Genomic DNA, 23,363 nt, shown 5'->3' with positions numbered 1-23,363 from the left:
CCCAGCAGAAGGCGGAAACTGATGAAAAGTCTTTCCGAGGACGCCATCCACCGGCAGGGCGGAGACCTCCGGGGCCTCGCCGGTGACACCTACCTCGACCTCGGCACCTGCGTCAACCGGTACGGGCCGCCGTCGGCGGTGCGGGTCGCGCTGCGGGAGCTCGACGTCCAGCGGCTGCGCGCTCACCCGTACGAGGCCGACTCGCTGTTCCGGGCCACCTACGCGAACTACCTTTCGGTGGACCCCGAGCTGCTGGTGTCCGGGCGCGGCATCACCGAGTTCATCCGGGTGCTGGCGCGGCTGCTGCCACCGTCCGAAGTGGCCGTGGTGACGCCGGACTACACCGACAGCATCCGCTGGTTCCGCAACCACCTGCCGCCGTCGGACGGCGGGATCGACACCGTCGCGACGCGGCTGGCGCGGATCGCCGAGGGCATGGCGCGCTACTCCTACGTCGTGGTGTCCAATCCGAACAACCCGCTCGGCCTGCACATCCCGCCGGCGGACCTGGCGGAGGTGTGCCGCGCGAACCCGTCGTCGACGCTGATCGTCGACGAGGCGTACGTGGACTTCCTCGGCGGCGGGCGGCGGCAGTCGATGGCGTGGGCCGGGCTGTCCAATGTGGTCGTGCTGTCGTCGCCGAACAAGCTGTTCGGTATCGCGGGCGCCCGGACCGGAGCGATGTGGACAGCGAACGCGCAGCTGCGCACGGCGGTCGCGGCCCAGCGGCTCAACTGGCCCTTGTCCTATGTGGACTCGGTGGTGGCGATCGCGGCCCTGCGCGAGACCGGCTGGGCCGAGCGCACCCTGACGCGGCTGCTGGCCAACGCGGAGGCGATGGAGGGCCTGCTGGCCCGCCGCTACGAGGGTGTGGTGCGCGGGGCGCCGGTGCACTACCGGTTCGTCGCCTCGGCGGACCCCCAGCGCGACTACGACGAGCTGGTCCGCGCGGGCGTGGTGGTCCGCGTCTTCGGCGAGGACCAGGCGGGCCGCGTTCCCGGCCTGCGCATCACGGCGCCGACCGACGACGAGTTCCCGCTGCTGGCCGCGGCGCTGGCCGGTTAGGAGCCCGGGTGCCGGGGCGTGCCCGGATCCGCCCCGGCACCCGTCCCACTCGTCCGCAGCAGCGAGGCTGTTTCCTCGACGTGCTCGGCCATCGCCGCCCGCGCCGCGACCGGGTCGCCCGCCAGGATCGCCTCCACGATGCGAGCGTGCTGGGCGTCCGACCGGTCCCGGCGCCCCCGGCTCACCGGGTTCTCGTCGAGCACGCCGGCGATCCGCATCCGGACGTCCGCGACGGCCGTGGTCAGCGAGCCGGACGCGGTCACCTCCGCGATGGCCAGGTGCAGCCGGGAATCGCGGCGCCGGTAGTCCAACGGGTCCGCCGCGGCCGCTTCGGCGGAGGTGGCGGCCAGGTGCTGCCGGGCCGCCGAACTCAGCCGCCGCGCCGCGGCCAGCTCCGCCGCGCCCGGCTCCAGGATCCGCCGCAGGCACAGGACATCCTCCAGCTCGGCCGCCCCGGGCCGCTCGATCCGCCGCGGCGCGGGCAGTGTCTCCACGACGAACGTCCCGCCGTACCGGCCACGCCGCGATTCGACGTAGCCGGCGGCCGCCAGCTCCCGGAGCGCCTCCCGCAACGTCACGCGGCTGACCGACAGCCGCTCGGCCAGCTCGCGTTCCGACGGCAGCCGCGCGCCCGCTCCGACGATCCCCAGCCGCACCAGCTGCAGCAGCCGGTCCAGGGTCTCCTCGACCGCCCGGCCCGACCGCACCGGCCGGAACACCGCGTCGAACTCCGGGGTGTTCACGGCCGCGGCCGGCAGCGCAGCAGCAACGGCTTTCCCCCGGCCACCGCGAACTCCGCGGTCACCGGAACCGCGAGCCGCCGGGCGATCGAGACGGCGAGCGCCCCGATCTCCTGCAGCACCTTCACCCGCAGCACCGGCGCGCGCCGCCGCAGCTGCCCGATCTGCTCGGTGCGGCTGCCGCCGTCCGCGGCGACCGTGGCCGTCGGCTTGTCCGCCACCCGGTACTCGTGGACGGCCAGCTGCGGGCCCACCAGCACGACCAGGTCCGGGTACAGGGGCTCGGCGAGCTGCTCGGCCAGGCCGAGGAACGCCTGCGCCCGCACGCGTTCGCCGTCCGGTGCCGCCTGCGCGAGCACCGTCGCCTCCGCCGCCGTGAACCGCTGCAGCGAGAACGCCAGCCGCGGGAACTCCGGCGGGCCGTCCTCCGCGAGCGCGAGCAGCTCCAGCATTCCTTCGGTGACCGTGCCCGGGCCGAGGTTGACGAAGACCGGCCCCACCGGCACGTCGTCCGCTCCCGGGCGGACCCGCCACGCTCGCAGGGATACCGGTTCCTCGACCAGGCTCGCGTATTCCGCCAGCGGGTCGGGCCGCCGCCGGGCCAGGTCCCGCCAGTGCGGGAGCGGTGCGGTCAGCACCACCGTTTCGGGCACCGCGGCCAGGTCGGCGGCCCGGTGGAGCGCGCTGATGCCCGGGCCGGCGAACCGGTCGTCACCGCAGCGCTCGTCCGTGACCGGCAGCCACCGCACCGCGTCCTCGTCGCGCGTCATCGGCCGGCGGAACGGACGCGTTCCCCGTTCAGCGCGAGCACGCGGCACAGCGCGTCACGCAGGTCGTGCTCCGGGTTTTCGGGCAGCTCACGGGCCCGCCACGCGACGAACCCGTCCGGCCGGACGAGGACCGCGCCCCGGGAGGTGACCCCGTACGCCGTGGCCCACCGGTCTTCCGGATCGTCGAACTCGAAGCCGATGCGGTGCACGTCCAGCGCCAGGCCGAGCCCGGCCGCGGCCGCCTTCGCGGCGGCGACCCAGCCGACTCCGTCCGGGCCGGCCAGCACGGTGAACGCGCCGGTGAACAAGTCCAGTGTGGACAGGGCCGTGCCGCCCTGCTCCAGCCGCACGTGCGGGGCCCGCAGCCCCGGCTCGCCGCGGGGGACGCGCGGGTCTTCGACCGGACGGCCGGTCCCGGCGAGCACCGCCGCCGACGTGTAGCGGTAGCCGAAGATCATCGCCAGGTCGTCGGTCTTCGGGTGGTCGCCCGCGCCTTCGTGGCGGTCGTGGAGCAGCTGCATCGCGGCTTCCAGCGTCACCCGGGCGACCGGGCGCCGCTCGTCCTCGTAGGTGTCCAGGAGCGCGTCGCCCGCTGCGCGCGTCAGCACGGCGGCGAGCTTCCACGCGAGGTTGTGCGCGTCGGCGATGCCGGTGTTCGCGCCGTACGAACCGGACGGCGGCACGACGTGCGCCGCGTCGCCGGCGAAGAACACCCGCCCGGCCCGGAACCGGCGGGCCACCCAGCCGCCGATCGTCGTGGTCGACACGATCCGGTCCGCCCCCGGCATCGACGGGACGAGCCGGACGTCGGCGTCCGGGATCCCGATGGCCTGCCTGGCCAGCTCGGCGCAGCGCCGCTCGGTGAAGTCCGCCGGGCTTTCGCCCCGCTCGGGGCGGTAGGGCACGGACAGCGCCCACCGGCCGAACTCCCGCAGCGGGATCAGCGTCGAGCCCTTCACCGGCCGGTCCAGGTAGGCCAGCAGGAACCGGCGGCCCCGCAGCGCGGCCCCGAGGTCGGCGTCGAAGACGAAGTTCGCGACCCGCAGCAGCACGCCGGGCCCGTCGGCGCCGATGCCGAGCCGCTCGCGGACGCCGGCGCGGTGACCGTCGGCGGCGACGACGTACGCGGCGCGGATCCGGTTGTGCGCCCCGGTTTCCAGGTCGCGCACCACCGCCGTGACCCCGTCGCCGCGGTCGGTCAGCGCGACCAGTTCGGTGCCGAACCGCACGTCCGCGCCGCTGTCCTCGGCGTGCGCGCGCACGATCCGCTCCAGCTCGTCCTGGTCGATCATCTCCCAGTCCGCCGGGCTGAGGGACGCCGGCGGCCGGGCCTTGGCGAGCACGTCGAACCGGAAGTGCTCCCGCCCGGCCAGCGTCTCCGCACCGATCATGTCGGGCATGTCGGTGAGGATCGACGTCCGCTCCCGGATGGCCGCCGCGAGCCCCAGCGCGCGGTAGATCTCCATGGAACGCGGGTTGAACGCCCGCGCCTGGGGCAGCACGGCGGTGGAGGGATGCCGTTCGACCAGGATCGGGCGAACCCCGAGCCGGGCCAGGAAGAGCGCCGTGGACAGGCCGGTGATGCCGCCTCCGACGATCAGCACCGGAGTCTCGTGGTTGCCCGATCCGGTCATCGTGCCGACGCCTCGGCGTGCTCGCCGGTCTTCTCGGCGGCCTGGGCCGCCTGCTTCTTGCCCGGCAACGCGGTCGTGAACAGCAGCGCCAGCACCAGCACCCCGGCGCTGACGGCGATCGCGCTGACCGTCGCGTACTCGAACCCGGTGCCCAGCCGCGAGAAGAACACCGTGCCGAACAACGCGATGCCGGTGGCGGTGCCGAGCTGGACCGTGGTGTTCACGAGCCCGGACGCGGCGCCGGCCTGCTGCATCTGGATCTCCGACATCGACACGCCGAACAGCGAGTTCAGCACCGCGCCCATCCCCAGCCCAAAGCCGATCACCGGGGCCAGCAGCGCCCAGATGTTCAGGTCCTTGCCCAGCACCTGGACGACGATCGCGATCGCGACCAGGCTGGCCAGCAGCACCACGATCGAGACGGCGGTGAACGCGCGGCCGAGCTTGGGGGCCAGCTGCATGCCCATGACGTTGCCGGCCACGATGCCGATCGTCGACGGCGCGAACGTCAGTGCCGCCTCCAGCGGGGAGAACCCGAGGCCCAGCTGCAGGTGCAGGGTCAGGATGAAGAACACGCCGACCGCGGTGTTGATGCAGAGCATGACGGCCTGGCCCCCGGAGAGGCTGCGGTACTTCAGCAGGGCCGGCGGGACCAGCGGCTCGCCGCCGCGCTTGGCCAGCATCCGCTGGTGCAGCGCGAAGATCGCGAACAGCGGGATGGCGGCGACCATCAGCACGATCGACCAGGTCGGCCAGCCCAGCTCGCGGCCCTGGACCAGCGGGTAGAACACCGCGAACAGCCCGGCGGTCAGCAGCAGCAGGCCACCGAAGTCGAGGCGGTGCCGGAAGAACCCGGGACGGCTCGGCATCGTGACCAGCGCGCCGATCAGGGCGAGCACCCCGATGGGCAGGTTGACCAGGAAGATCGCGCGCCAGCCGGTGTCGAACAGGTTGGCCTGGGTCAGCACGCCACCCAGCAGCGGGCCGGCGAGGCCGCCGATCGGGAACGCACCCGCGTAGAAGGTCATCGCCTTCGGGCGTTCCTTCTCGTCGAACTCCGAGTGGATGAACGACAGGACCTGCGGCACCATCAGCCCGGATCCGACGCCCTGGATCACGCGCGCGGCGATCAGCACGCCGACGTGCCCGGCGAGCCCGGCCGCGAGCGAAGCGCCGGTGAACACGACCATGCCGGCCAGGAACAGCTTCTTGGTGCCGTGCCGGTCACCGAGCCTGCCGCCGGTGATCAGGGTGAGCGCGAACCCCAGTGCGTAGCCGGCGGAAATCCACTGCAGCGCCGAATCCCCCGTGCCGAGCTCCCGCTGGATGGTGGGCAGCGCCACCGCCACGATCTGGTTGTCGATCATGTCCACCAGGACGGCCAGGACGGCGACGGCGAGCGCCCACCACCTGAGCGGATGCTTCTCCACGACGTACTCCTTTTCCGACAGTGCAACTCGTCTCTCCATAATCAACGAGCCGTGCCACTGTGTCAACTAGATGTTTGATTAAGTCGATCAGAGAACTGACCAGCTCATCCTCGGTTACAGCCGGCGCCCGGCGACCGGCACGAAAAAGCTCGCACCGGCCGGTGGCCGGTGCGAGCGAAGGGTCCTTCACCGCGGGCGGCGGCTACCAGGCGACCGGCACCTCGTGGGCGCCGTAGATCTGCATGTCCGTGCGCATCGGCACCTGCTCCAGCGGCACCGCCAAGCGCAGCTGCGGCAGCCGCCGCGCCAGCTTCGAGAACGCGATCCGCATCTCGATCCGGGCCAGCTCCTGCCCCAGGCACTGGTGCGCGCCGTAGGCGAACCCGACGTGCCGCTTGGGCTTGCGGGTGATGTCGAAGACCTCGGGGCGCTCGAACTGCGCGGGGTCCCAGTTCGCCGACTCGGTCGACAGCAGGATCGGGTCCCCGGCGCGGATGTGCCGCCCACCCAGCTCGATGTCCGTCTTCGCCGTGCGCGGCAGGCAGAACGGCCCGACCGTCAGGTAGCGCAGGATCTCCTCGACCGCGCGCTCGGCCAGTTCCGGCTGCCGGCACAGGGTTTCCCACTGGTCGCGGAAGTGCAGCAGCGTGAGCGCGCCGAGGCCGATCATGTTCGCGGTCGTCTCGTAACCCGCGATCATCATCAGGTTCCCGATCGCCACCAGCTCGTCGTCGGTGAGCGGGACGCCGTCGTCGGGCACGGCCTCGATCAGGCTGCTGATCAGCTTGCCGTCCGGGTGCGCGCGCTTCTCGCGGACGAGCTCGCGCATGTCGTCCGACATCCCGGTCATCGCGTCGAGCAGGGCTTCCTTCGTCCGCTCGAGGCTCATGATGACGTGCGTGCGTTCCTGGTAGAGCTTGCTGTCCTCGTACGGCATCCCGAGCAGCTCGCAGATCACCAGCGACGGCACCGGCTGCGCGAACTCGGGGATGAGGTCGGCGGGCGAGCCGCCGTCGACCAGGACGTCCAGCTGGTCGTCGACGATCTTCTCGATCCGCGGTACCAGCGCCCGCAGCCGCTTGACGGTGAACATGCCGGTCATCAGCTTGCGGTAGTGCGTGTGCTCCGGCGGGTCCATCCCGATGAACGACACCCCGAACCCGGACGCCAGGTACTCCTCGGGGCTGAGCGTGACCGACGTGACCGAGGTCTGGAACTTCCGCTGCGCACTCACGTCCGGGTGCACCAGCACGGTGGTGACGTCGTCGAAGCGGGTGACCAGCCAGCCGGTGTTGCCGTCCGGCAGGGCCACCTCGCTGACCGGGGCTTCTTCGCGCAGCTGCGCGTATTCGTCGGGCGGGGCCAGCGGGCACCGCCGGGTCATCGGCACGGGCTTCGGCTCGGTCTGCGTCATCGGCTTGCTCCCTTCTGCGGTCGGCGGGTCAGATGTCGAGCGTGATGCCGTAGTGCTTGAGCCAGGTGTTCATCTGCAGCACCATTTCGACGTTCATCCGGCTCGGCCAGTCCTGCGAAACGCCCTTCGGGTGCCGGTAGACCTCGTTGACGGCCTGCTGGTCGAGCAGCGGCAGGATGGGCGCGTCCGGGTCGGCGAGCGTCTCGGCGAGCAGGGCGTGCAGCGCCTCCGTGTAGGCCGGGTCCTGGGTGACGGGGTAGGGCGCCTTGCGCCGCTCGAGCACCGACGTGGGCAGCAGGTCCTTCACGGCGGCGCGCAGGATGCTCTTCTCGCGGCCGTCGAACGACTGGAACTCCCACGGCGTGTTGTACATGTACTCGACGAGCCGGTGGTCGAGGAACGGCAGCCGCGCCTCCAGCCCGCACGCCGCGGCCAGCCGGTCACCGCGTTCGAGCAGCATCGGCAGCCAGCGCATCAGCTTGACGTAGCGGACCGTCCGCATCAGGCTCTCGTACTCGCTTTCCCCTTCCTGGTGCGGGGTTTCGCGCAGCGCCTGTGCGTAGGTTTCGCGGTAGTAGGTGTCCATGTCGAGCTTCTTGAGGAAGCCGTCGTGGAAGAGCCCGCGCCCCTGGCCCTTGACACAGCCCGGCACCCGCTTCTCGTTGGCGATCCAGGGAAAGGTGCCCGAGCGGACGAGTTCTTCGTCGTGCATCCAGCGGAATCCGCCGAAGACCTCGTCGCCGACCTCGCCGGTCAGCGCGACGATCGAGTGCTCGCGGGTGGCGCGCATCATCAGCAGGTGCGAGGCGTCCATGTCGCCGGCGGTGGTCGGCATGTCCTGCGCGGTGAGCGCGGCCAGCCGCACCTCCGGGTCCATCAGGTCCCGCGTGTCGAGCACGAGGTGGATGTGCTCGGCGCCGACGTGCTGGGCCAGCTCGTCGGCGAACGGGCCGTCGGCGGTGTCGCGGGTGTCGTCCGGCTGGAAGTTCTCGCTGTAGCCGACGTAGGTGGTGGTGACGCTGCGGACGCGTTCGCCGTTCTTGCGCAGCCAGTTCGCCGCGACGGCGGTGACGGCGCTGGAGTCGAGACCGCCGGAGAGCAGCGTGCAGAGCGGGACGTCGGCGGTCAGCTGCCCGAGGACGATGTCTTCGAGCAGCTGCCGGGTGTGCGAAATGGTGTTGGGCAGGTCATCGGTGTGCGGCGTGGCTTCGAGCTCCCAGTACGTCCGGTCGACGACGCCCTTGCGGCTGATCGACAGGGTGTGGCCGGGGCGCAGCTGGTCCTGGTCGCGGAAGACGGCCTCGCCGGGCCGCTTGGCGGTGGAGAAGACCTCCCGCAGGCCGTCGAGGTCGACGGTCGCCTTGGTCAGCGGGTGCGTCAGCAGCGCCTTCGGCTCGGACGCGAAGACGACGCCTTCCGGCTGCAGGCTGTAGAACAGCGGCTTGATGCCGAACCGGTCCCGGACGAGCAGCATGGTTTCGGTGCGCAGGTCCCAGACGCCGAAGGCGTACATGCCTTCGAGGTGCTTGCCGCAGTCGGCGCCCCACTCGAGGTAGGAGCGCAGCACGACCTCGGTGTCGCTGCGGGTGCGGAAGCGGTGCCCACGCCGTTCCAGCTCGTTGCGCAGCTCCTTGAAGTTGAAGACCTCCCCGGAGTAGGTCAGCACGGCGATGGTCCGCCCGTCCTCCTCCGCGAACATCGGCTGAACACCGCCGGCCAGGTCGATCACCGAGGTCCTGGTGTGTCCGATCGCGACGTCGGCGGCGCACCAGACCCCGCGGGCGTCGGTGCCCCGGTGCTTCTGGGCCTCGTTCATCGCGTCGATCGTGGCGCGTTCCCCGGACAGATCACGTCCGAAGTCCACCCACCCGGCGATACCGCACATGCTGGCCTCCATCTGGTCGTTCGGGCTGGGGCCGAGCCTGTCGACCACGGCTCGAACCCACCTCGACGGCACCTCGGAGGCGACCGGGACTCCCGGCGCTCAGGCGTGGTTGCGGAAGCCGAGCACCGTGCGCATGTACGTCGGCCACAGGTAGGGCATCGCGTCGTTCTCCGAACCCAGCAGCTCTTCGGCGTAGCACCGGGTGATCGGGTGGAACTCGAAGCGCACCGGGCCGTCCTCGACCACGTCCTTCTGGATGCGCAGCAACCCGTGCCCCACCAGCCGGGCCAGCAGCGCTTCGGCGCGTTTCGGCGGGCAGTCGAGCCGGGCCGCCGCCTCCACCGCCGTGAACGAGCCCGTCCCCAGTCTCGGCAGCAGCCGGAACGCCGTCTGGGCGGCCGGCGGCACCGTCCGGTAGCTGCCCGCCAGCCGCGACCGGACGTCGAGCTGGTTGAACTGCAGCAGATCCAGCGGCCGGGTGCTGGTCTCCAGGTGGTGGCGCATGTTCCGCACCGGCCAGCCGGGCACCGACCGCAGCCGCGCGCCGAGGCACCGCACCGCCAGCGGCAGGTATCCGCACAGCGCGACCAGGCTGCGTGCCTCGTCGCGCTCCGCGGCGATCCGGTCGCGTCCGACGATGACCGACAGCATTTCGAGGCTTTCCTCGCCGGTCAGCGGCTCGAGGTCGATCGTGTGCGTGCCGGCCAGGCCCTGCAGGCCGGAACACGCCGTCGCGACGACGGCGCACCGCGGCCCGGCCGGCAGCAGCGGCTGGACGTCGGCGTCCGACAGGACGTCGTCCAGCACCACCAGGACGTTGCGGTCGACGCTCCAGCTCCGGAACATCGTCGCGCGCTCCTCGACGGTGTCCGGCAGCCGGTCGGCGGGAAACCCGATCGCCCGCAGGAACTGGCCGAGCACCTCCTTCGGCCCGGTGCCGGGCGTGCCGAACCGGGCGTAGAACTGGCCGTCGCCGAACGCCGGCCGCAGCCGGTGCGCGACGCGGACCGCGAACGCCGACTTGCCGACGCCCGGCATCCCCATCACCGACACGATCCGCAGGCCGTCGTCGGCGCGTTCGGCGGGCGAGAGCCACTGCACGGCCGAGCCGATCAGCTCGGCGCGGCCGGTGAAGTCGGCGATGTCGTTGGGCAGCTGCGCGGGCGCGTCGACCTGCACCCGCTCGGCGGGCACCTCCGGCGCCGGCCGGGCCTCGGCCTCCGCCGTCAGCAGCGAGCGGTGGAGGCGCTGCAGGTCGGGCGACGGTTCCAGGCCGAGGTCCTCGACGAGCCGGGCGCGGAACCGCCGGTAGACGTCGAGGGCTTCGTCGCGGCGCTGGCAGCGGTGCAGGGCGAGCATCAGCTGGCTGTGGAACCCCTCGTGGAGGGGCTGGGTCATGGTCAGTTCCTTGAGCTCGCTGACCAGGCCGCGGTGCCGTCCCAGCTGCAGGTCGGCCTCGATCCGCCCTTCCAGCGCGCGCAGCCGGCTCTCCTCCAGCCGCACGGCGTACGCGCTGAGCAGTTCGCCGGTCTCCACGTCGCTCATCGCGGGACCACGCCACAGCCTCAGCGCGTGCCGCAGCAGCTCGGTGGCCTCCCCCAGTTCGCCTTTCTCCAGCGCGGCACTGCCCTGCTGCGCCATGTGCTCGAACTGGATCTTGTCGACGGCCTCGGCGGCGATCTCCAGCCGGTAGCCGTGCCACCCGGTGTGCAGCCCGGCGGGCTCGTGGCCGGATTCCTTGGGGAACAGGGACTTCCGCAGCCGGTGGATGTACGTCTGCACGGTCACCTGCGCGCTGCGCGGCGGGTCCGCGCCCCAGACCTCGTCGACCAGGTCGGTCGTCGGCACGAACTGGTTGGCCCGCACGATCAGCAGCGCCAGGATTTCCCGCAGTTTGGGCGCGCTCGGCGTGATGTCCCGGTCATCGGACAGCACGCACAACGGACCCAGCAGTTTGAATTGCAGCAACACCGACCATCCCCCAGATGACGATTCCGTCCGCCGAATCATCGGCTTTCGGAAATGTGTTGCGATCACCCACGAAAGTCAGCGCCGAATCGACATCTCCCCAGGCCAGTACGCCGAGCATCGTCGTTTATCGCAGGCAGTTTTTCCGCATCCAGTGCAGTGCCCGGACGCCCCAGTTCCCCATCGACCACCATCCCCAGGCGACACATTCGTAGATCGACCTGTGCCGGAAGCAGGCTACCCGGCGTCGTCACCCGAGGTCAACCCGCCTACAGCGAGCAACCACCGGATCGGCCGAGGCGCACGTGACCGGGCCGCCGGGCGAATCGCCGGATATGTCGGTTTCCCGATCCGTCCCGCCCGTGCTCACGTGAAGGAGACACCCAGGTTTACGCCGTTCGGAGCACTAGGTGCCACTCAATTCATGATCGTTCCAGGTCATCGAATCGCCGTCGAATAGGTAAACGCGGAGCCAACTACCGATTCACCCGCGGAAACAGTTCGGCCATCACTCCAATGGCTCAATGTTTCGGCCAGATGAATGGCGGAATTCCACTGTGCACAACCCGAGCACCTCCCGCGGCTTCTTCACGAAGCCTGCGGCGTCCTCCCCGCCGGGACCGCCACACGCCACCGAGGCACCGCGGACCGAACCCGAACCGAGCCGCCAAGGGGGCTCGAACCCCTGACCTTCTGTTTACAAGACAGATGCTCTACCAGCTGAGCTATAGCGGCCTGGCGCCGAGGCGCCGCAGACAGTGTACCGAGCCGTCTTCCATGATCCGTTCGGGAGGCAGGATCCGCAGGTCCAGGCCACCATGGAGCAACGTGGTGGACGACACTCCATGATCCGTGCAACGGTCGGCGCGTGGCCGTCGATGGTCCGAGGGAACGAGCGAGGAGGTGGATGGATCATGAAGATCAACGAGCGCACCAACGGGGGCCGGGCGACCAGATGGCCGCTTCTCGAACCTCCCGCGCAACGGCCGGTGGTCCACCGCCCGAACCTCCTCAAGAGAAGGCCGTGGCAGGTCCTCGAGGCGCCCACCGGTGAGTTCCCCGCCGTCGACGCCGAAGAGGCCATGGGGCCGCAGCTGCCCGACGAAGCCACCGTCAACTTCGTGCTCGACCTCTCCCTGCGCATCGGGGAGGTCCAGATGGCCAGCGGCGCCGGCGCGTCCGACGTCACCGCGACCATCATCGCCATCGCCGGGGCGCTCGGGCTGCCGCACTGCGAGGTCGACGTCATCTTCACGTCGATCACCGTCACCTGCCACCGCGGCACCGACCTCACGCCGATCACCGCGCTGCGGGTCGTGCGGAGCCGGAGCCTCGACTACACGCGGCTGACCGAGACCGAGAAGCTCGTCCGGAAGATCGTGCGCGGGCACATGGGCGCCGAGCAGGCGCAGACCGAGCTGGAACGGATCACCTCGGCGCCGCACCCCTACCCGCGGTGGGTCGCGACGCTGTCCTGGGGCGGGGTCGCCGCCTTCGTCACCATCCTGCTCGGCGGCGGGTTCGACATCGCGCTCGTCGCCTTCGTCATCAGCGGCGTCATCGACCGGGTCGGGCGGGTGGTGAACCGCTACGGGCTGCCGTTCTTCTTCCAGCAGGTGGTCGGCGGCCTGATCGCCACGCTCTCGGCCATGGTCATCGTCAGCAGCAACGTCCTGACCACCGACAAGCCGACGCTGGTCGTCGCGGCCGCGGTCACCGTGCTGCTGTCCGGGCTGTCCACCGTCTCGGCCGTCCAGGACGCCATCACCGGCTACAACGTCACCGCCGCCGGGCGCACCATGGAGACCGCGCTGATGTCGGCGGGGCTGATCGCCGGGGTCGTGCTCGCCCTGCGGATCGCCGTCATGCTCGGCCTGCCGCGCACGCCGCTGCCCGAGGTGACCGGGTCGACACCGCAGCAGCTGCCGCTCGTCGTGCTCGGCGGGGCCGGCGCCGCCGCCTGCTTCGCGCTCGCGAGCTACTCCAAGATGCGCGCGATGCTGGTCGCGGCGGCCGCGGGCGGCATCGGCGCCGCCGTCTACGGCGCGCTCACGCTGGCCAAGCTGGACGGCGTCAGCTCGTCCGCGGTGGCCGCGACGCTGGTCGGGTTCTGCGGTGGCGTGCTCGCCCGGCGACTCGGCGTTACTCCACTGGTCGTAGCCGTGTCCGGGATCACTCCGCTGCTTCCGGGCCTGTCGACCTACCGTGGTCTGTACCAGATCGGGGTCGAGCCGAGCGGCGACATCTCGACCCTCATGACGGCCGTCGCAATCGGGCTTGCGCTGGCAGCGGGCGTGGTACTCGGGGAATGGCTGGCCCAGCCGGTGCGCACCGGCCTGGGCCGGCTCGAGCGGCGGTTCGCCGGACCACGCATGGCTGGTCCGCTCGAACCGACCGAACGAAGCTTGGAGTAACGCTGCGGTCACCGGTTGTTCATCGCACACGCGATAGGGTTTCACTCTGGGGCCGCGACCCAGGACGCGAGGAGCAGCTGTGAGTGACCAGAAGGAGAACGGTAACCAGGCCGATTTCGTCGTGGTGGCGAACCGGCTACCGGTGGACCTCGAACGCACGGCGGAGGGCGAGCGCCGCTGGACGGCCAGCCCGGGCGGGCTGGTGTCGGCGCTCGAGCCGTTCCTGCGGTCGCGAAAGGGCGCCTGGGTCGGCTGGCCGGGCGTGCCCGACGTCGACGTCGAGGAGTTCGACGACGACGGCCTCGTGCTGCACCCGGTGTCGTTGAGCGCCGACGAAGTCCGCGACTACTACGAAGGTTTTTCCAACGCGACGCTCTGGCCGCTCTACCACGACGTCGTCGAGCGCCCGGTGTTCGACCGCGCGTGGTGGAACAGCTACGTCAAGGTGAACCGCCGGTTCGCGCAGGCCAGCGCCGAGGTCGCCGCCCCCGGCGCGACCGTCTGGATCCAGGACTACCAGCTGCAGCTGGTGCCGGCGATGCTGCGCGAGCTGAGACCCGACCTGCGCATCGGCTTCTTCCTGCACATCCCGTTCCCGCCGGTCGAGCTGTTCATGCAGATGCCGTGGCGGGCCGCGATCATCCGCGGCCTCACCGGCGCCGACCTGGTCGGCTTCCACCGCCCGGGCGGGGCGCAGAACTTCCTCTGGCTGTGCCGCCAGCTGATCGGCCTCGAGTCGACGCGCGGTGCGGTCGGCGTCCGGTCGCGGCCGGGCACCATGCAGGTCGGCGACCGGACCGTGCGGGTCGGCGCCTTCCCCATCTCCATCGACGCGGCCGGCCTCGACAGCCTCGCCCGCACCAAGGGCGTCCAGGAGCGGGCCGCCCAGCTGCGGCGCGACCTGGGCAACCCCAAGACGGTGCTGCTCGGGGTCGACCGGCTGGACTACACCAAGGGCATCGACCTGCGGCTGCAGGCGCTGCACGAGCTGCTCCACGAGGGCAGGCTGCAGCCCGACGACGTCACGTTCGTGCAGCTGGCCACCCCGAGCCGCGAGCGCGTCGAGCACTACCAGCGGATGCGCGGCGAGATCGAGCAGATGGTCGGCCGGATCAACGGCGAGTTCTCCCGCGTCGGCCACCCGGTCGTGCACTATTTGCACCAGTCCGTGGACCGCACGGAGCTGGCCGGCTTCTTCTCCGCTGCCGATGTCATGGTGGTGACCCCGCTGCGCGACGGCATGAACCTGGTGTGCAAGGAGTACGTCGCCGCCCGGCACGATCTGGGCGGAGCGCTGGTGCTTTCCGAGTTCGCGGGTGCGGCCGCGGAGCTCTCTAGCGCATTCCTCGTCAACCCCCACGACCTGGACGGGGTGAAGGACGCACTAGTGGCTGCCATTACCCTCGACCCGGCAGAGGGCCGTCGCCGGATGCGCGCCATGCGTCGCCAGGTCCTCACGCACGATGTCGATCGTTGGGCGCGCTCGTTCTTGCAAGCGTTGGGTGCCGAAGGGGTCGACTGAACCAGTCCACCGATGCACGAGCTCCTGAGGAGGAGTGTTGACTGCCGAGGCCCTGCCCGCCGAGCTACGGCGCGCGATCGTGCAGATCGCCCGTACTCCGCGTCTGCTGGTCGCCTGCGACTACGACGGCACGCTGGCACCCATCACGCTCAACCCGGACGAGGCACGGCCGCTGCCGGAGTCCGTCGGGGCCCTCAGATCGCTCGCCGGTCTGCACGAGACCACCACGGCGGTCATCTCCGGCCGCGCGCTGCGTGACCTGGCGACGCTGTCGCGGCTGCCGGCCGAGGTCAACCTGGTCGGCAGCCACGGCTCGGAGTTCGACATCGGCTTCATCCACGCCCTCGACGAGAAGGCGCGGGAGCTGCACCGGCGGCTGGAGTCCGAGCTCGAACAACTCGTGCTGGACGTCCCGGGCGTGTCGCTGGAGGTCAAGCCGGCGAGCATCGCGGTGCACGTCCGCCGCGCCGAGCACGAGGCGGGCCGCCGCGTGCTCGCGGCCGTCCACTCCGGACCCTCCACGTGGGAAGGCGTCTCGACCACCGACGGTAAGGAGGTGGTCGAGCTGGCGGTGGTCCAAACGGACAAAGGCCGCGCACTGGACATCCTGCGCCACCAGGTCGGTGCCACCGCGGCGATCTTCCTCGGCGACGACGTCACCGACGAGAAGGCCTTCGCCCGGCTGTCCGGCCCGGACTTGGGCATCAAGGTCGGCGACGGCGAGACGCTCGCCGCGTTCCGCGTGCCCGACACCGTCGACGTCGCGCTCGTGCTCGGCTTCCTCCTCGAGGAACGCCGCAACTGGCTGTACGGCGAGTCCGCCCCGCCGATCGAGCGGCTGTCGATGCTGGCCAACGAGCGCTCGGTCGCGCTGCTGACGCCGGACGCCAAGCTCACCTGGCTGTGCCACCCCGGCCCGGACGCGCCCGCGGTGTTCGCCGACCTGCTCGGCGGCGAAGGGGCAGGCCACTTCTCCATCAAGCCGCACCGCAACGGCCTCCCGCTCGGCCAGCGCTACCTGCCGAACACGATGACGGTCGAGACGCGCTGGTCGCGCCTGCTCGTCACCGACTACCTCGAGCCGGAGAGCGCGCCGCACCGGACGGACCTGGTCCGGGTGATCTCGGGCGAGGCGGCGGCGAGCGTCAAGTTCGCGCCGCGGCCCGAGTTCGGCGGCGTGCCGGTGAAGCTGGAGGTCGTCGAAGGCGGCGTGCGGGTGCTCGGCACGTCGGAGCCGTTCGTGCTGTACTCGCCGGGCGTCGAGTGGACCATCACCTCCGACGGCCTGCACGACACCGCGTCCGCGCTGGTGCAGCCGACGCCGACCCAGCCGGTCGTGCTGGAGCTGCGCTGCGGCACCACCGACCTCGGCCCGCACGAACTGTCCGAAGTGGAACGCCGCGACCGCGCGGGCCGCTACTGGAGCGAGTGGACGTCGAAGCTGCAGCTGCCCAAGGTGCAGACCGACCTGGTGCTGCGCTCGGCGCTGACGCTGCGCGGGCTGGTCAACACCGACACCGGCGGCGTGCTGGCGGCGGCGACGTCGTCGCTGCCGGAGGAGATCGGCGGCGTCCGCAACTGGGACTACCGCTACTGCTGGATCCGCGACGCCGCGATGACCGTGCGGGAGCTCGTGCACCTGGGCTCGCTCGAGGAGGCCGAGGGCTACCTGCGCTGGCTGCACGGCGTGCTCGCCACGCTGGCCGGCCCGGAGCGCCTGCACCCGCTGTACACCCTCGCCGGCAGCGTCATCGGCGCCGAAGCGGTCATCGAGTCCCTGCCCGGTTACGCGGGTTCGCGCCCGGTTCGCGTCGGCAACCTGGCGAACCACCAGGTGCAGCTGGACGTCTTCGGCCCGGTCGTCGAGCTCGTGCAGACGCTCGCGGCGGCGCGCCACGAGCTGCGCGACGAGGACTGGCAGATGGTCCGCGCGATGGCGGAGGCCGTGACGCGGCGCTGGAACGAGCCGGACCACGGGATCTGGGAGGAGCGGCACGTGCCGCGGCACCGGGTCTACTCGCGGGTCATGTGCTGGGTGACCATCGACCGCGCGATCAAGCTGGGCGAGCAGTACGGCCGCGAGATCCCGGGCAACTGGCACGGCCTGCGCGAGGAGATCAAGCACGACGTCCTCACGCACGGCTGGAACGACGAGGTCCAGGCCTTCACCACGGCCTACGACGGCACGGATCTCGACGCGGCCTCGCTGTTCGTCGGGCTCACCGGGCTGATCGATCCGGCCGACGAGCGGTTCCAGCAGACGGTGACCGCGATCGAGGCGGAGCTGCGCAGTGGGTCCACTGTGTACCGTTACCGCCGCGACGACGGCCTGCCGGGCGGCGAGGGCGGCTTCCACATCTGCGCGGCGTGGCTGATCGAGGCGTACCTGCTCACCGGGCGGCGCACCGAGGCGCAGGAGCTGTTCGACCAGATCGTCGCGGCGGCCGGCCCGACCGGCCTGCTGCCGGAGCAGTACGACCCGATCGCGGAACGGTCGCTGGGCAACCACCCGCAGGCCTATTCCCACATCGGGCTCATCCGGTGCGCCAACTTGCTGGCGGCGAGTTAGCCCTTTCGGTCCGAAAGCCCCCTGAAGGCCACCATGACGGCACCCAGTGCCCTTATGGTGGCCTTCAGCGCGTTCTGGAGGTGAGCCGGGTGCAGGGGACCTTCGGACAGGTCGAGTTCGTGCCGCTGCCGCCCCGCTTCGCCGACCGGGTGCGCTGGGGCTCGGTGGTGGTCGGCTGCTCGATGATCGCCGGAATGGTGCTGCTGTTCGGGCTCACGACGTACCTGCAGGGCATCGTGCACGGCCACGCGTTCCCGGACACGCTGCTCGGCAAGGCCGCCGCGGCGCTCCCCCCGCTGGGCGTGCTGGCGATCGCGGTGCTGGTGCTGACCTGCCGCCGCTGCCTCCGCGGCGACTACCTCGTGGTGGCCAGCGCCGAGGCGGCCCGCGGCGCGCTGCTGTTCACCTACGTCCTGACGCTGGTGCTGATCCTCGGCTCGTTCGCGGTGCCGATCGTGTTCCGGGTCTGGCACGACACGCCCGAGCTGCGGGCGCCCGATCTGCTGACGACGTTCTCGACGCTCGCCTTCGCCACCACGGGCTTCCTGGCCGGGACGTGCTACCTGCGGCCGTCCGTGCAGACGCTCAGGAAGTACAGCGACCACCCGATCTGGTAAGTCCACAGAGGACCCGCTCGGCCCAGGCACCCCTCTGGGCCGAGTTACAAAGATTTCTTTGCACAATCTTCTTTGCATGGCTACAGTGGGCTCATGACCAGCGCTCCACCACCGGAAGAGCTCGACCCGGACGCCCTCAAAGCCGTCACCCACCCGCTGCGCCGCCGCATCCTCGGCGTGTTGTCGGCCGGCCCGGCGACGGCCACGAAGCTCGCCCAGACCCTGGGCGAGAACACCGGCGCCACCAGCTACCACCTGCGGGAACTGGCCCGGTTCGGCTTCGTCGAGGACGTCCCGGAGCTCGCGCGGGGCAAGGAACGGTGGTGGCGGACACGGCGGCGGGACATCCGCTGGCCGCGCCGCAGTGAGCAGAGCGCCGAATCCCGGATGCTGTTCGACGACATGCAGCGGCAGGGGTTCGAGGACGACCTCGAGAAACTCAACCGGTTCGCGGAAAAGCGCGAAGAGCTGCCCGGCGGCTGGCCGGACGCGCTGCTCTTCGCGCGCGGCGCCACGTGGCTCACCGAGGAGGAGCTGCAGCAGCTCTGGCAGGACTACATGGAGCTGTTCCGCCGGTACTGGCGGACCGAGGACGACCGGTCACCGGAAGCGCGGCGCGTGCTCGTGCGCTGGCTCGCGTTCCCGGATCCAGGGGAATGACATGACACCAGGGGGTTTTCGTGCGAAAAGGGATGCTACTGGCCGGGGTGGTCCTGGCGGTCACGGCGTTGGCGCCACCGGCGTCGGCGGCTTCGGCGGCTTCGGTGACCAACGACGAAGTGACGTTCCAGAACGGCGGCGTGACCTTGCACGGCACCGTCGTCGCGCCACCGGGCGGGACGAAGCTGCCGGGCCTGGTGATGGTCCACGGCTCGGGGGAACACGGCCGTGACGACTACCGCGAACAAGCGGAAGCCTTTGCGCGTCAAGGCATCGCGACGCTGATCTACGACAAGCGCACCGAGGGCTACTCGCAATTCGAACGATCGTACTCGACTCTCGCGGACGACGCGCTGGCCGCGGTTTCCGTGCTGCGCAAGCGGTCCGACGTCGATCCGGCGCGGGTCGGGATCTGGGGGCTCAGCGAAGGAGGCTGGGTGGCGCCATTGGCGGCTTCGCGTTCTGCGGACGTCGCGTTCGTCGTGACGCTCGGGGCGAACGGCGTCGAGCCGTCGCGCCAGCAGGCGTGGGCGATCGAGAACCAGTTGCGGCGCCTGGGAATGGACGGCTCGATCGTGCGGATGGCGTCGTCGACCATGCTGCGCCAGCTCATCGGGGGCGGCGTGTTCCCGGAGGCGTACTACGACCCGGTGCCGGTGCTGAAGAGCCTGCGTCAGCCGGTGCTCGGGATCTGGGGCGCGAAGGACATCCTGACGCCGCCGGGTGAAGCGGTCGGGATCTTCCGGGAAACGGTGGCCCACCACACGTTGCGCGTCTTCCCGGACGCGCAGCACCAGCTGCGGCGGACCACGGACGGCTTCGACAAGCTGCCCGGGTACGCACCCGGCTACCTCGAACTGGTGGGCGCCTGGGTGAACAACCCACCCGGCGCTTCGACCGCCGACGCACCGCCGGCGCAGGACCGGCCGAGCACCGCCGTGGCGCCGGCCGCCTGGTACGAGCCGACGTGGCTGCACCTGGCGGTGCCGGCGTTCCTGCTGATCGCGTTCGCCTGGTACCCGCTGGTCCGGCGCGGTCCCGCGGCCCGGGCGGGCCGCTGGCTGTCGGCGACCGGGCTGCTCGCCGTGCTCGGATTCCTGGTCGTCGACGTGCTGATCCAGCTGACGATGGGCAAGGGGCTGGGCCCGGTGGTCGCCGGCCGTCCGCTGCCGTGGTCGGCATTGCAGCTGCTGTCGCTGGGCGCGGTGGCCGCCACCATCGGCACGGCGGTGGCGTGGTGGCGGCACCGCGGCCTCCGGCTCGGCGTCCCGCTGGCCGGCGGCGTGGTGTTCGTCCCGTGGGCGGTCTACTGGGGGCTGCTGGGCATCTAGGAGCCGGGCCCGCGCGGACGGGCCGTCCGGAGCACGACGAAAGCAGGTTCGCCCGTGAACGCCGGCGGACGCTGCGGGCAACTGGGGGCATGCAGGTGATCCACGAGGGTTCGGGCCTCGGCGGGCACGACCGTCCCGACCTGGGCGGACCCGAGCCCGGGCCGGTGTTCGGGCGGCTCTTCGACGCCCACGCCGCGCAGCTGCGGCGGTACCTGGCCCGCCGCGTCGGGCCCGAGCCGGCGAACGACCTCGTCGCCGAGACCTTCCTGGTCGCCCTGCGGCGGCGGGAGACCTACCGGCCCGAGCTCGGCACGGCGCGGTCGTGGCTCTACGGCATCGCCACCAACCTGCTGCGCCACCACGTGCGGTCCGAACTGCGCGGGCTGCAGGCCACGGCGCGGCTCGCGCGGACCGGCGAAGCCAGCCACGCGGGCCACGACGGCCGCGTCGCCGAGCAGGTCGACGCCCAGGTGCGGGCCGCGCAGCTGGCCGGCGCGCTGGCCCGGCTCAGCCCGGCCGACCGCGACACGCTGCTGCTCGTGTCGTGGGCCGGCCTCGAACCGGCCGAGGTCGCCGAGGCGCTCGGGATCCCGCCGGGTACCGTCCGGTCCCGGCTGCACCGGATCAGACGCTGGCTCAGGACGAACGCCCCGGCCCCCGAGGAGGTGCAGGACCTTGCGTGAAGACAACGTCCGGAAGATCTGGTCCGAAGCCGAACTCGACGCGGCGCTCACGGACCTGAACAGCGACGTCGGCGAAGACGACGGGCTCACCTTCGCCCGCGCGTCCCTGCTCGCGGCGGCCGGCGTCGAAGAGGCGCCGCCCGCCGGACCGCGCCGGAGCGGGGCGTGGCGGTGGCTCGCCGTGGCCGCGGCCGTCGTCACCCTGGTCGGCGGGCTCGGCGTCGCCGCCACCCTCTGGACGCCGGATCCGCCGCCGGAGACGTCCCGGCCCGCCGCGCTCCCCGACCTCGACCGGCCGCTCGCACCCGGCGAGTTCCACTACACGGAGATGCGCGACTGGACGACGAAGGTCGGCCCCGGGTACGCGGGCAAGGCCCAGCGGCGCACCGAGCTGTGGATCCCGGCCGACCCGACCGGCGTGTGGCACCGGCGTACGACGCTGACCGGCGTGGGGGACCGGGTGCACGGCCGGACCGCCGAACCGCTCCTCGGGCCCGTTGACGAATACGGGCCCGGCGGGGTGTTCCCCGGCCATCCCAGCCCCGCCGGGGTGAACAAGCCGGGCTGGACCACGCCGTTCGTGAACTGGCTGAGCCCGGACGCGGCGTTCGTCGCCTCGCTCGTGCCCGACCGGGAGACACTGCGCAAACGGCTGCGGTTCGACACGGTCGACATCACCGATCCCGGCGGGGGCCGCGCCCACCAGCCCGGCCAGTCGCTCGCCATGGTCCGGAGCGCGCTGGAAATCGGCCTGCTCCGGTCGGACGTCCGGTTCGCGCTGCTCGACGCGCTCGCCGCCGTTCCGAGCATCGTCGTCATCCCGCACTCGGCAACCCCGGACGGCCGGCCCGCCACCGTCTACTTCGCCCCGGACATCGGACAGCGGCTGTACACGGACCCGGCGACCGCGCGGCTGCTGGCCGCCGACAGCTCACCGACCCCGGCCACCACCTCCAGGAACCCGGTGCCGCCCACCACAACGCCGCTGCCGCCGAGCTCGGCGGCCGTGCCCAACGCCACGCTGACGACGGTCCCCCGCGCTCCGGGGCAGGCCCAAACCGCGGACGCGGAGTACTCCTACGCCATCACGCGGACGTCGGGGTGATCAGCGTGCGTGGCCGGCCGCGTTCAGCCCGTCCGCGACCTTCGCCACCACACAGTCCCCGAGGTGATCAGCGCGCATGACCCGCCGCATCCAGCGCCCCCGCGACATCCGCAACCACACAGTCCCCGAGGTGACCCGCGTGGCCGGCACCCCCGCCGGGGTGATCAGCGTGCGTGACCGGCCGCATTAAGCGCATCCGCGACATTCGCCACCTCCAGCACCCGGATCCCGGCGGGCGGCTTGCCCGAGTCCGGCGGGACCAGCGCGTGCGTGAAGCCGAGCCGGGCCGCCTCCGCCAGGCGGCGGCCCACGCTCGGCACCCGCCGGATCTCGCCCGCCAGGCCGACCTCGCCCACCGACACCAGGCGGGGCGACAACGCCACGTCTTCGAACGAGGACGTCAGCGCCAGCACCAGGGCCAGGTCGATGCCCGGCTCGGTGATCTTCATGCCGCCGACCGTGGCCGCGTAGACGTCCTTGTCGCCGAGCTTGAGCCCGCCGCGCTTCTCCAGCACTGCCAGGACCATCGCCACCCGCGCGGAGTCGAGGCCGCTGACCGCGCGCCGCGGCTGGGGGGCCGCCGTCGCCGACACCAGCGCCTGGACCTCGCCCAGCAGTGGCCGCTTGCCCTCCAGCGAGACCGTGATCGCCGTGCCCGACACCGGTTCGGCCGTGCGGCTCATGAACAGCCCCGACGGGTCCGGCACCCCGACGATGCCTTCTTCCTGCAGCTCGAAGCAGCCGATCTCGTCGGCCGCGCCGAACCGGTTCTTGATGCCGCGGACCATCCGCAGCGTCGAGTGCTTGTCGCCCTCGAACTGCAGCACGACGTCCACCAGGTGCTCCAGCACGCGCGGGCCGGCCACCGAGCCGTCCTTGGTGACGTGCCCCACCAGCACCACCGGCAGCCCGCGCTCCTTGGCCAGCGCGACCAGCCCCGACGTCACCGCGCGGACCTGCGTCACGCCGCCGGGTGAGCCGTCGACCTGCGGGGACGCCATGGTCTGCACCGAGTCGACGATCAGCACCCCCGGCTTGACGTCGTCGACGTGCCCGAGGATGGCGGACAGGTCGCTCTCGGCGGCCAGGTACATCCGTTCGTGGACGTTGCCCGTTCGCTCGGCGCGCAACCGGACCTGGCCCGCGGACTCCTCGCCGGTGACGTAGAGGGACCGGTCGACCGTCTTCGCCCACTGGTAGGCGACCTCGAGCAGCAACGTCGACTTGCCGACCCCCGGCTCACCCGCGAGCAGCACCACCGCGCCCGGCACCAGGCCGCCGCCGAGCACCCGGTCGAGCTCCGGGACGCCGGTGCGGCGAGCGCGCGCCGCTTCGACGTCGACCTCGCCGATCGGCCGCGCCGGTGCGCTCGGCGCCCCGGCCGCGACGCGCTGGATGGCCGGCTTGACCGGTGCTCCGCGTTCCTCGAACGAGCCCCATTCCTGGCACTCCGGACACCGGCCCAGCCACTTGGCCGCTTCGTACCCGCAGCTCGCGCAGCGGTAGGTGGTCCCCTTCTTCACCCCGCGAGGCTATCGGCGACCACCGACAAAACC

General features: G+C 71.5%; 17 protein-coding genes and 1 tRNA gene. 9 read left to right on the top strand and 9 right to left on the bottom strand.

The annotated features are described in order from the left end of the window. The first annotated feature begins 21 nt into the window (after positions 1 to 21). Positions 22 to 1,065: an aminotransferase class I/II-fold pyridoxal phosphate-dependent enzyme gene (locus tag DV20_RS20205; protein WP_043782498.1), complete on the top strand. Its 1,044-nt coding sequence runs from the start codon at positions 22 to 24 to the stop codon at positions 1,063 to 1,065. On the opposite strand, the gene DV20_RS20200 is transcribed toward DV20_RS20205, so the two are convergent. The 8 genes from DV20_RS20200 to DV20_RS20165 form a co-directional block, all read right to left on the bottom strand. Beyond that, a complete protein-coding gene (locus DV20_RS20200) occupies positions 1,062 to 1,808 on the bottom strand; it encodes a FadR/GntR family transcriptional regulator (RefSeq protein ID WP_152603739.1) in 747 nt (248 codons plus the stop codon). The genes DV20_RS20205 and DV20_RS20200 overlap by 4 nt on opposite strands. Then, positions 1,805 to 2,575, bottom strand: coding sequence for a hypothetical protein (locus tag DV20_RS20195; RefSeq protein ID WP_043782497.1), 771 nt, complete (start codon positions 2,573 to 2,575; stop codon positions 1,805 to 1,807). Before DV20_RS20195 ends, DV20_RS20200 begins: the two co-directional genes overlap by 4 nt. Then, on the bottom strand, positions 2,572 to 4,209 hold the full coding sequence (locus tag DV20_RS20190) for an FAD-dependent oxidoreductase (RefSeq protein WP_043782495.1): 1,638 nt from the start codon (positions 4,207 to 4,209) through the stop codon (positions 2,572 to 2,574). Before DV20_RS20190 ends, DV20_RS20195 begins: the two co-directional genes overlap by 4 nt. Beyond that, the gene (locus DV20_RS20185) at positions 4,206 to 5,639 is read right to left on the bottom strand and encodes an MFS transporter (protein ID WP_051736057.1); all 1,434 of its coding nucleotides are present in this window, start codon (positions 5,637 to 5,639) and stop codon (positions 4,206 to 4,208) included. The genes DV20_RS20190 and DV20_RS20185 overlap by 4 nt, the downstream gene beginning before the upstream one ends. 202 nt (positions 5,640 to 5,841) lie before the next feature. Continuing rightward, positions 5,842 to 7,053 carry a cytochrome P450 gene (locus DV20_RS20180; RefSeq protein ID WP_043782493.1) on the bottom strand — a complete coding sequence of 404 codons (1,212 nt, stop codon included), beginning with the start codon at positions 7,051 to 7,053 and terminating at the stop codon, positions 5,842 to 5,844. A 28-nt stretch (positions 7,054 to 7,081) separates the two neighbouring features. Then, positions 7,082 to 8,986 (bottom strand): asparagine synthase (glutamine-hydrolyzing), encoded by a 1,905-nt coding sequence (gene asnB, locus DV20_RS20175; protein WP_235190892.1) that lies wholly within the window; start codon positions 8,984 to 8,986, stop codon positions 7,082 to 7,084. A gap of 51 nt (positions 8,987 to 9,037) precedes the next feature. Then, positions 9,038 to 10,909 carry an AfsR/SARP family transcriptional regulator gene (locus DV20_RS20170; RefSeq protein ID WP_160169742.1) on the bottom strand — a complete coding sequence of 624 codons (1,872 nt, stop codon included), beginning with the start codon at positions 10,907 to 10,909 and terminating at the stop codon, positions 9,038 to 9,040. A gap of 659 nt (positions 10,910 to 11,568) precedes the next feature. Continuing rightward, positions 11,569 to 11,641, bottom strand: a tRNA-Thr gene (locus DV20_RS20165). Between the two features lie 179 nt (positions 11,642 to 11,820). Between DV20_RS20165 and DV20_RS20160 the strand changes: the two genes are divergently transcribed. From DV20_RS20160 to DV20_RS20125, 8 genes are all read left to right on the top strand, one after another. Beyond that, complete coding sequence (locus tag DV20_RS20160) at positions 11,821 to 13,320, top strand: threonine/serine exporter family protein (protein WP_043782491.1); 1,500 nt, start codon at positions 11,821 to 11,823, stop codon at positions 13,318 to 13,320. Between the two features lie 79 nt (positions 13,321 to 13,399). Next, a complete protein-coding gene (locus DV20_RS20155) occupies positions 13,400 to 14,842 on the top strand; it encodes an alpha,alpha-trehalose-phosphate synthase (UDP-forming) (RefSeq protein WP_043782490.1) in 1,443 nt (480 codons plus the stop codon). Positions 14,843 to 14,879: 37 nt separating this feature from the next. After that, entirely contained in the window at positions 14,880 to 17,411 is a 2,532-nt protein-coding gene (otsB, locus tag DV20_RS20150) for a trehalose-phosphatase (protein ID WP_043782489.1), read from the top strand. Positions 17,412 to 17,500: 89 nt separating this feature from the next. Then, complete coding sequence (locus DV20_RS20145; protein ID WP_043782488.1) at positions 17,501 to 18,028, top strand: hypothetical protein; 528 nt, start codon at positions 17,501 to 17,503, stop codon at positions 18,026 to 18,028. Between the two features lie 93 nt (positions 18,029 to 18,121). After that, positions 18,122 to 18,688 carry an ArsR/SmtB family transcription factor gene (locus DV20_RS20140; protein ID WP_043782487.1) on the top strand — a complete coding sequence of 189 codons (567 nt, stop codon included), beginning with the start codon at positions 18,122 to 18,124 and terminating at the stop codon, positions 18,686 to 18,688. 47 nt (positions 18,689 to 18,735) lie between these two features. Next, positions 18,736 to 20,019, top strand: a complete 1,284-nt coding sequence (locus tag DV20_RS20135; protein WP_043782757.1) for an alpha/beta hydrolase family protein — start codon at positions 18,736 to 18,738, stop codon at positions 20,017 to 20,019. A gap of 89 nt (positions 20,020 to 20,108) precedes the next feature. Then, complete coding sequence (locus DV20_RS20130; RefSeq protein WP_043782485.1) at positions 20,109 to 20,702, top strand: RNA polymerase sigma factor; 594 nt, start codon at positions 20,109 to 20,111, stop codon at positions 20,700 to 20,702. Continuing rightward, the gene (locus DV20_RS20125; RefSeq protein WP_043782484.1) at positions 20,695 to 21,807 is read left to right on the top strand and encodes a hypothetical protein; all 1,113 of its coding nucleotides are present in this window, start codon (positions 20,695 to 20,697) and stop codon (positions 21,805 to 21,807) included. Before DV20_RS20130 ends, DV20_RS20125 begins: the two co-directional genes overlap by 8 nt. 164 nt (positions 21,808 to 21,971) lie before the next feature. Here the strand turns inward: DV20_RS20125 and radA are convergent, their stop codons facing one another. After that, positions 21,972 to 23,330 (bottom strand): DNA repair protein RadA, encoded by a 1,359-nt coding sequence (radA, locus tag DV20_RS20120; protein WP_043782483.1) that lies wholly within the window; start codon positions 23,328 to 23,330, stop codon positions 21,972 to 21,974. Positions 23,331 to 23,363 lie beyond the last annotated feature (33 nt).

Source organism: Amycolatopsis rifamycinica (assembly GCF_000695625.1).
Classification (GTDB): Bacteria; Actinomycetota; Actinomycetes; order Mycobacteriales; family Pseudonocardiaceae; genus Amycolatopsis; species Amycolatopsis rifamycinica.
The sequence above is the reverse complement of the archived record's forward strand: the minus strand, read 5'-3'. Positions and strand labels throughout refer to the sequence as shown.

Excerpts from the sequence above, each read along its gene's own strand:
- DV20_RS20190 (WP_043782495.1), bottom strand. The coding sequence starts at position 4,209 with ATGACCGGATCGGGCAACCACGAGACTCCGGTGCTGATCGTCGGAGGC.
- DV20_RS20205 (WP_043782498.1), top strand. The coding sequence starts at position 22 with ATGAAAAGTCTTTCCGAGGACGCCATCCACCGGCAGGGCGGAGACCTC.
- DV20_RS20195 (WP_043782497.1), bottom strand. The coding sequence starts at position 2,575 with ATGACGCGCGACGAGGACGCGGTGCGGTGGCTGCCGGTCACGGACGAG.
- DV20_RS20160 (WP_043782491.1), top strand. The coding sequence starts at position 11,821 with ATGAAGATCAACGAGCGCACCAACGGGGGCCGGGCGACCAGATGGCCG.
- DV20_RS20130 (WP_043782485.1), top strand. The coding sequence starts at position 20,109 with ATGCAGGTGATCCACGAGGGTTCGGGCCTCGGCGGGCACGACCGTCCC.
- DV20_RS20140 (WP_043782487.1), top strand. The coding sequence starts at position 18,122 with ATGACCAGCGCTCCACCACCGGAAGAGCTCGACCCGGACGCCCTCAAA.
- DV20_RS20180 (WP_043782493.1), bottom strand. The coding sequence starts at position 7,053 with ATGACGCAGACCGAGCCGAAGCCCGTGCCGATGACCCGGCGGTGCCCG.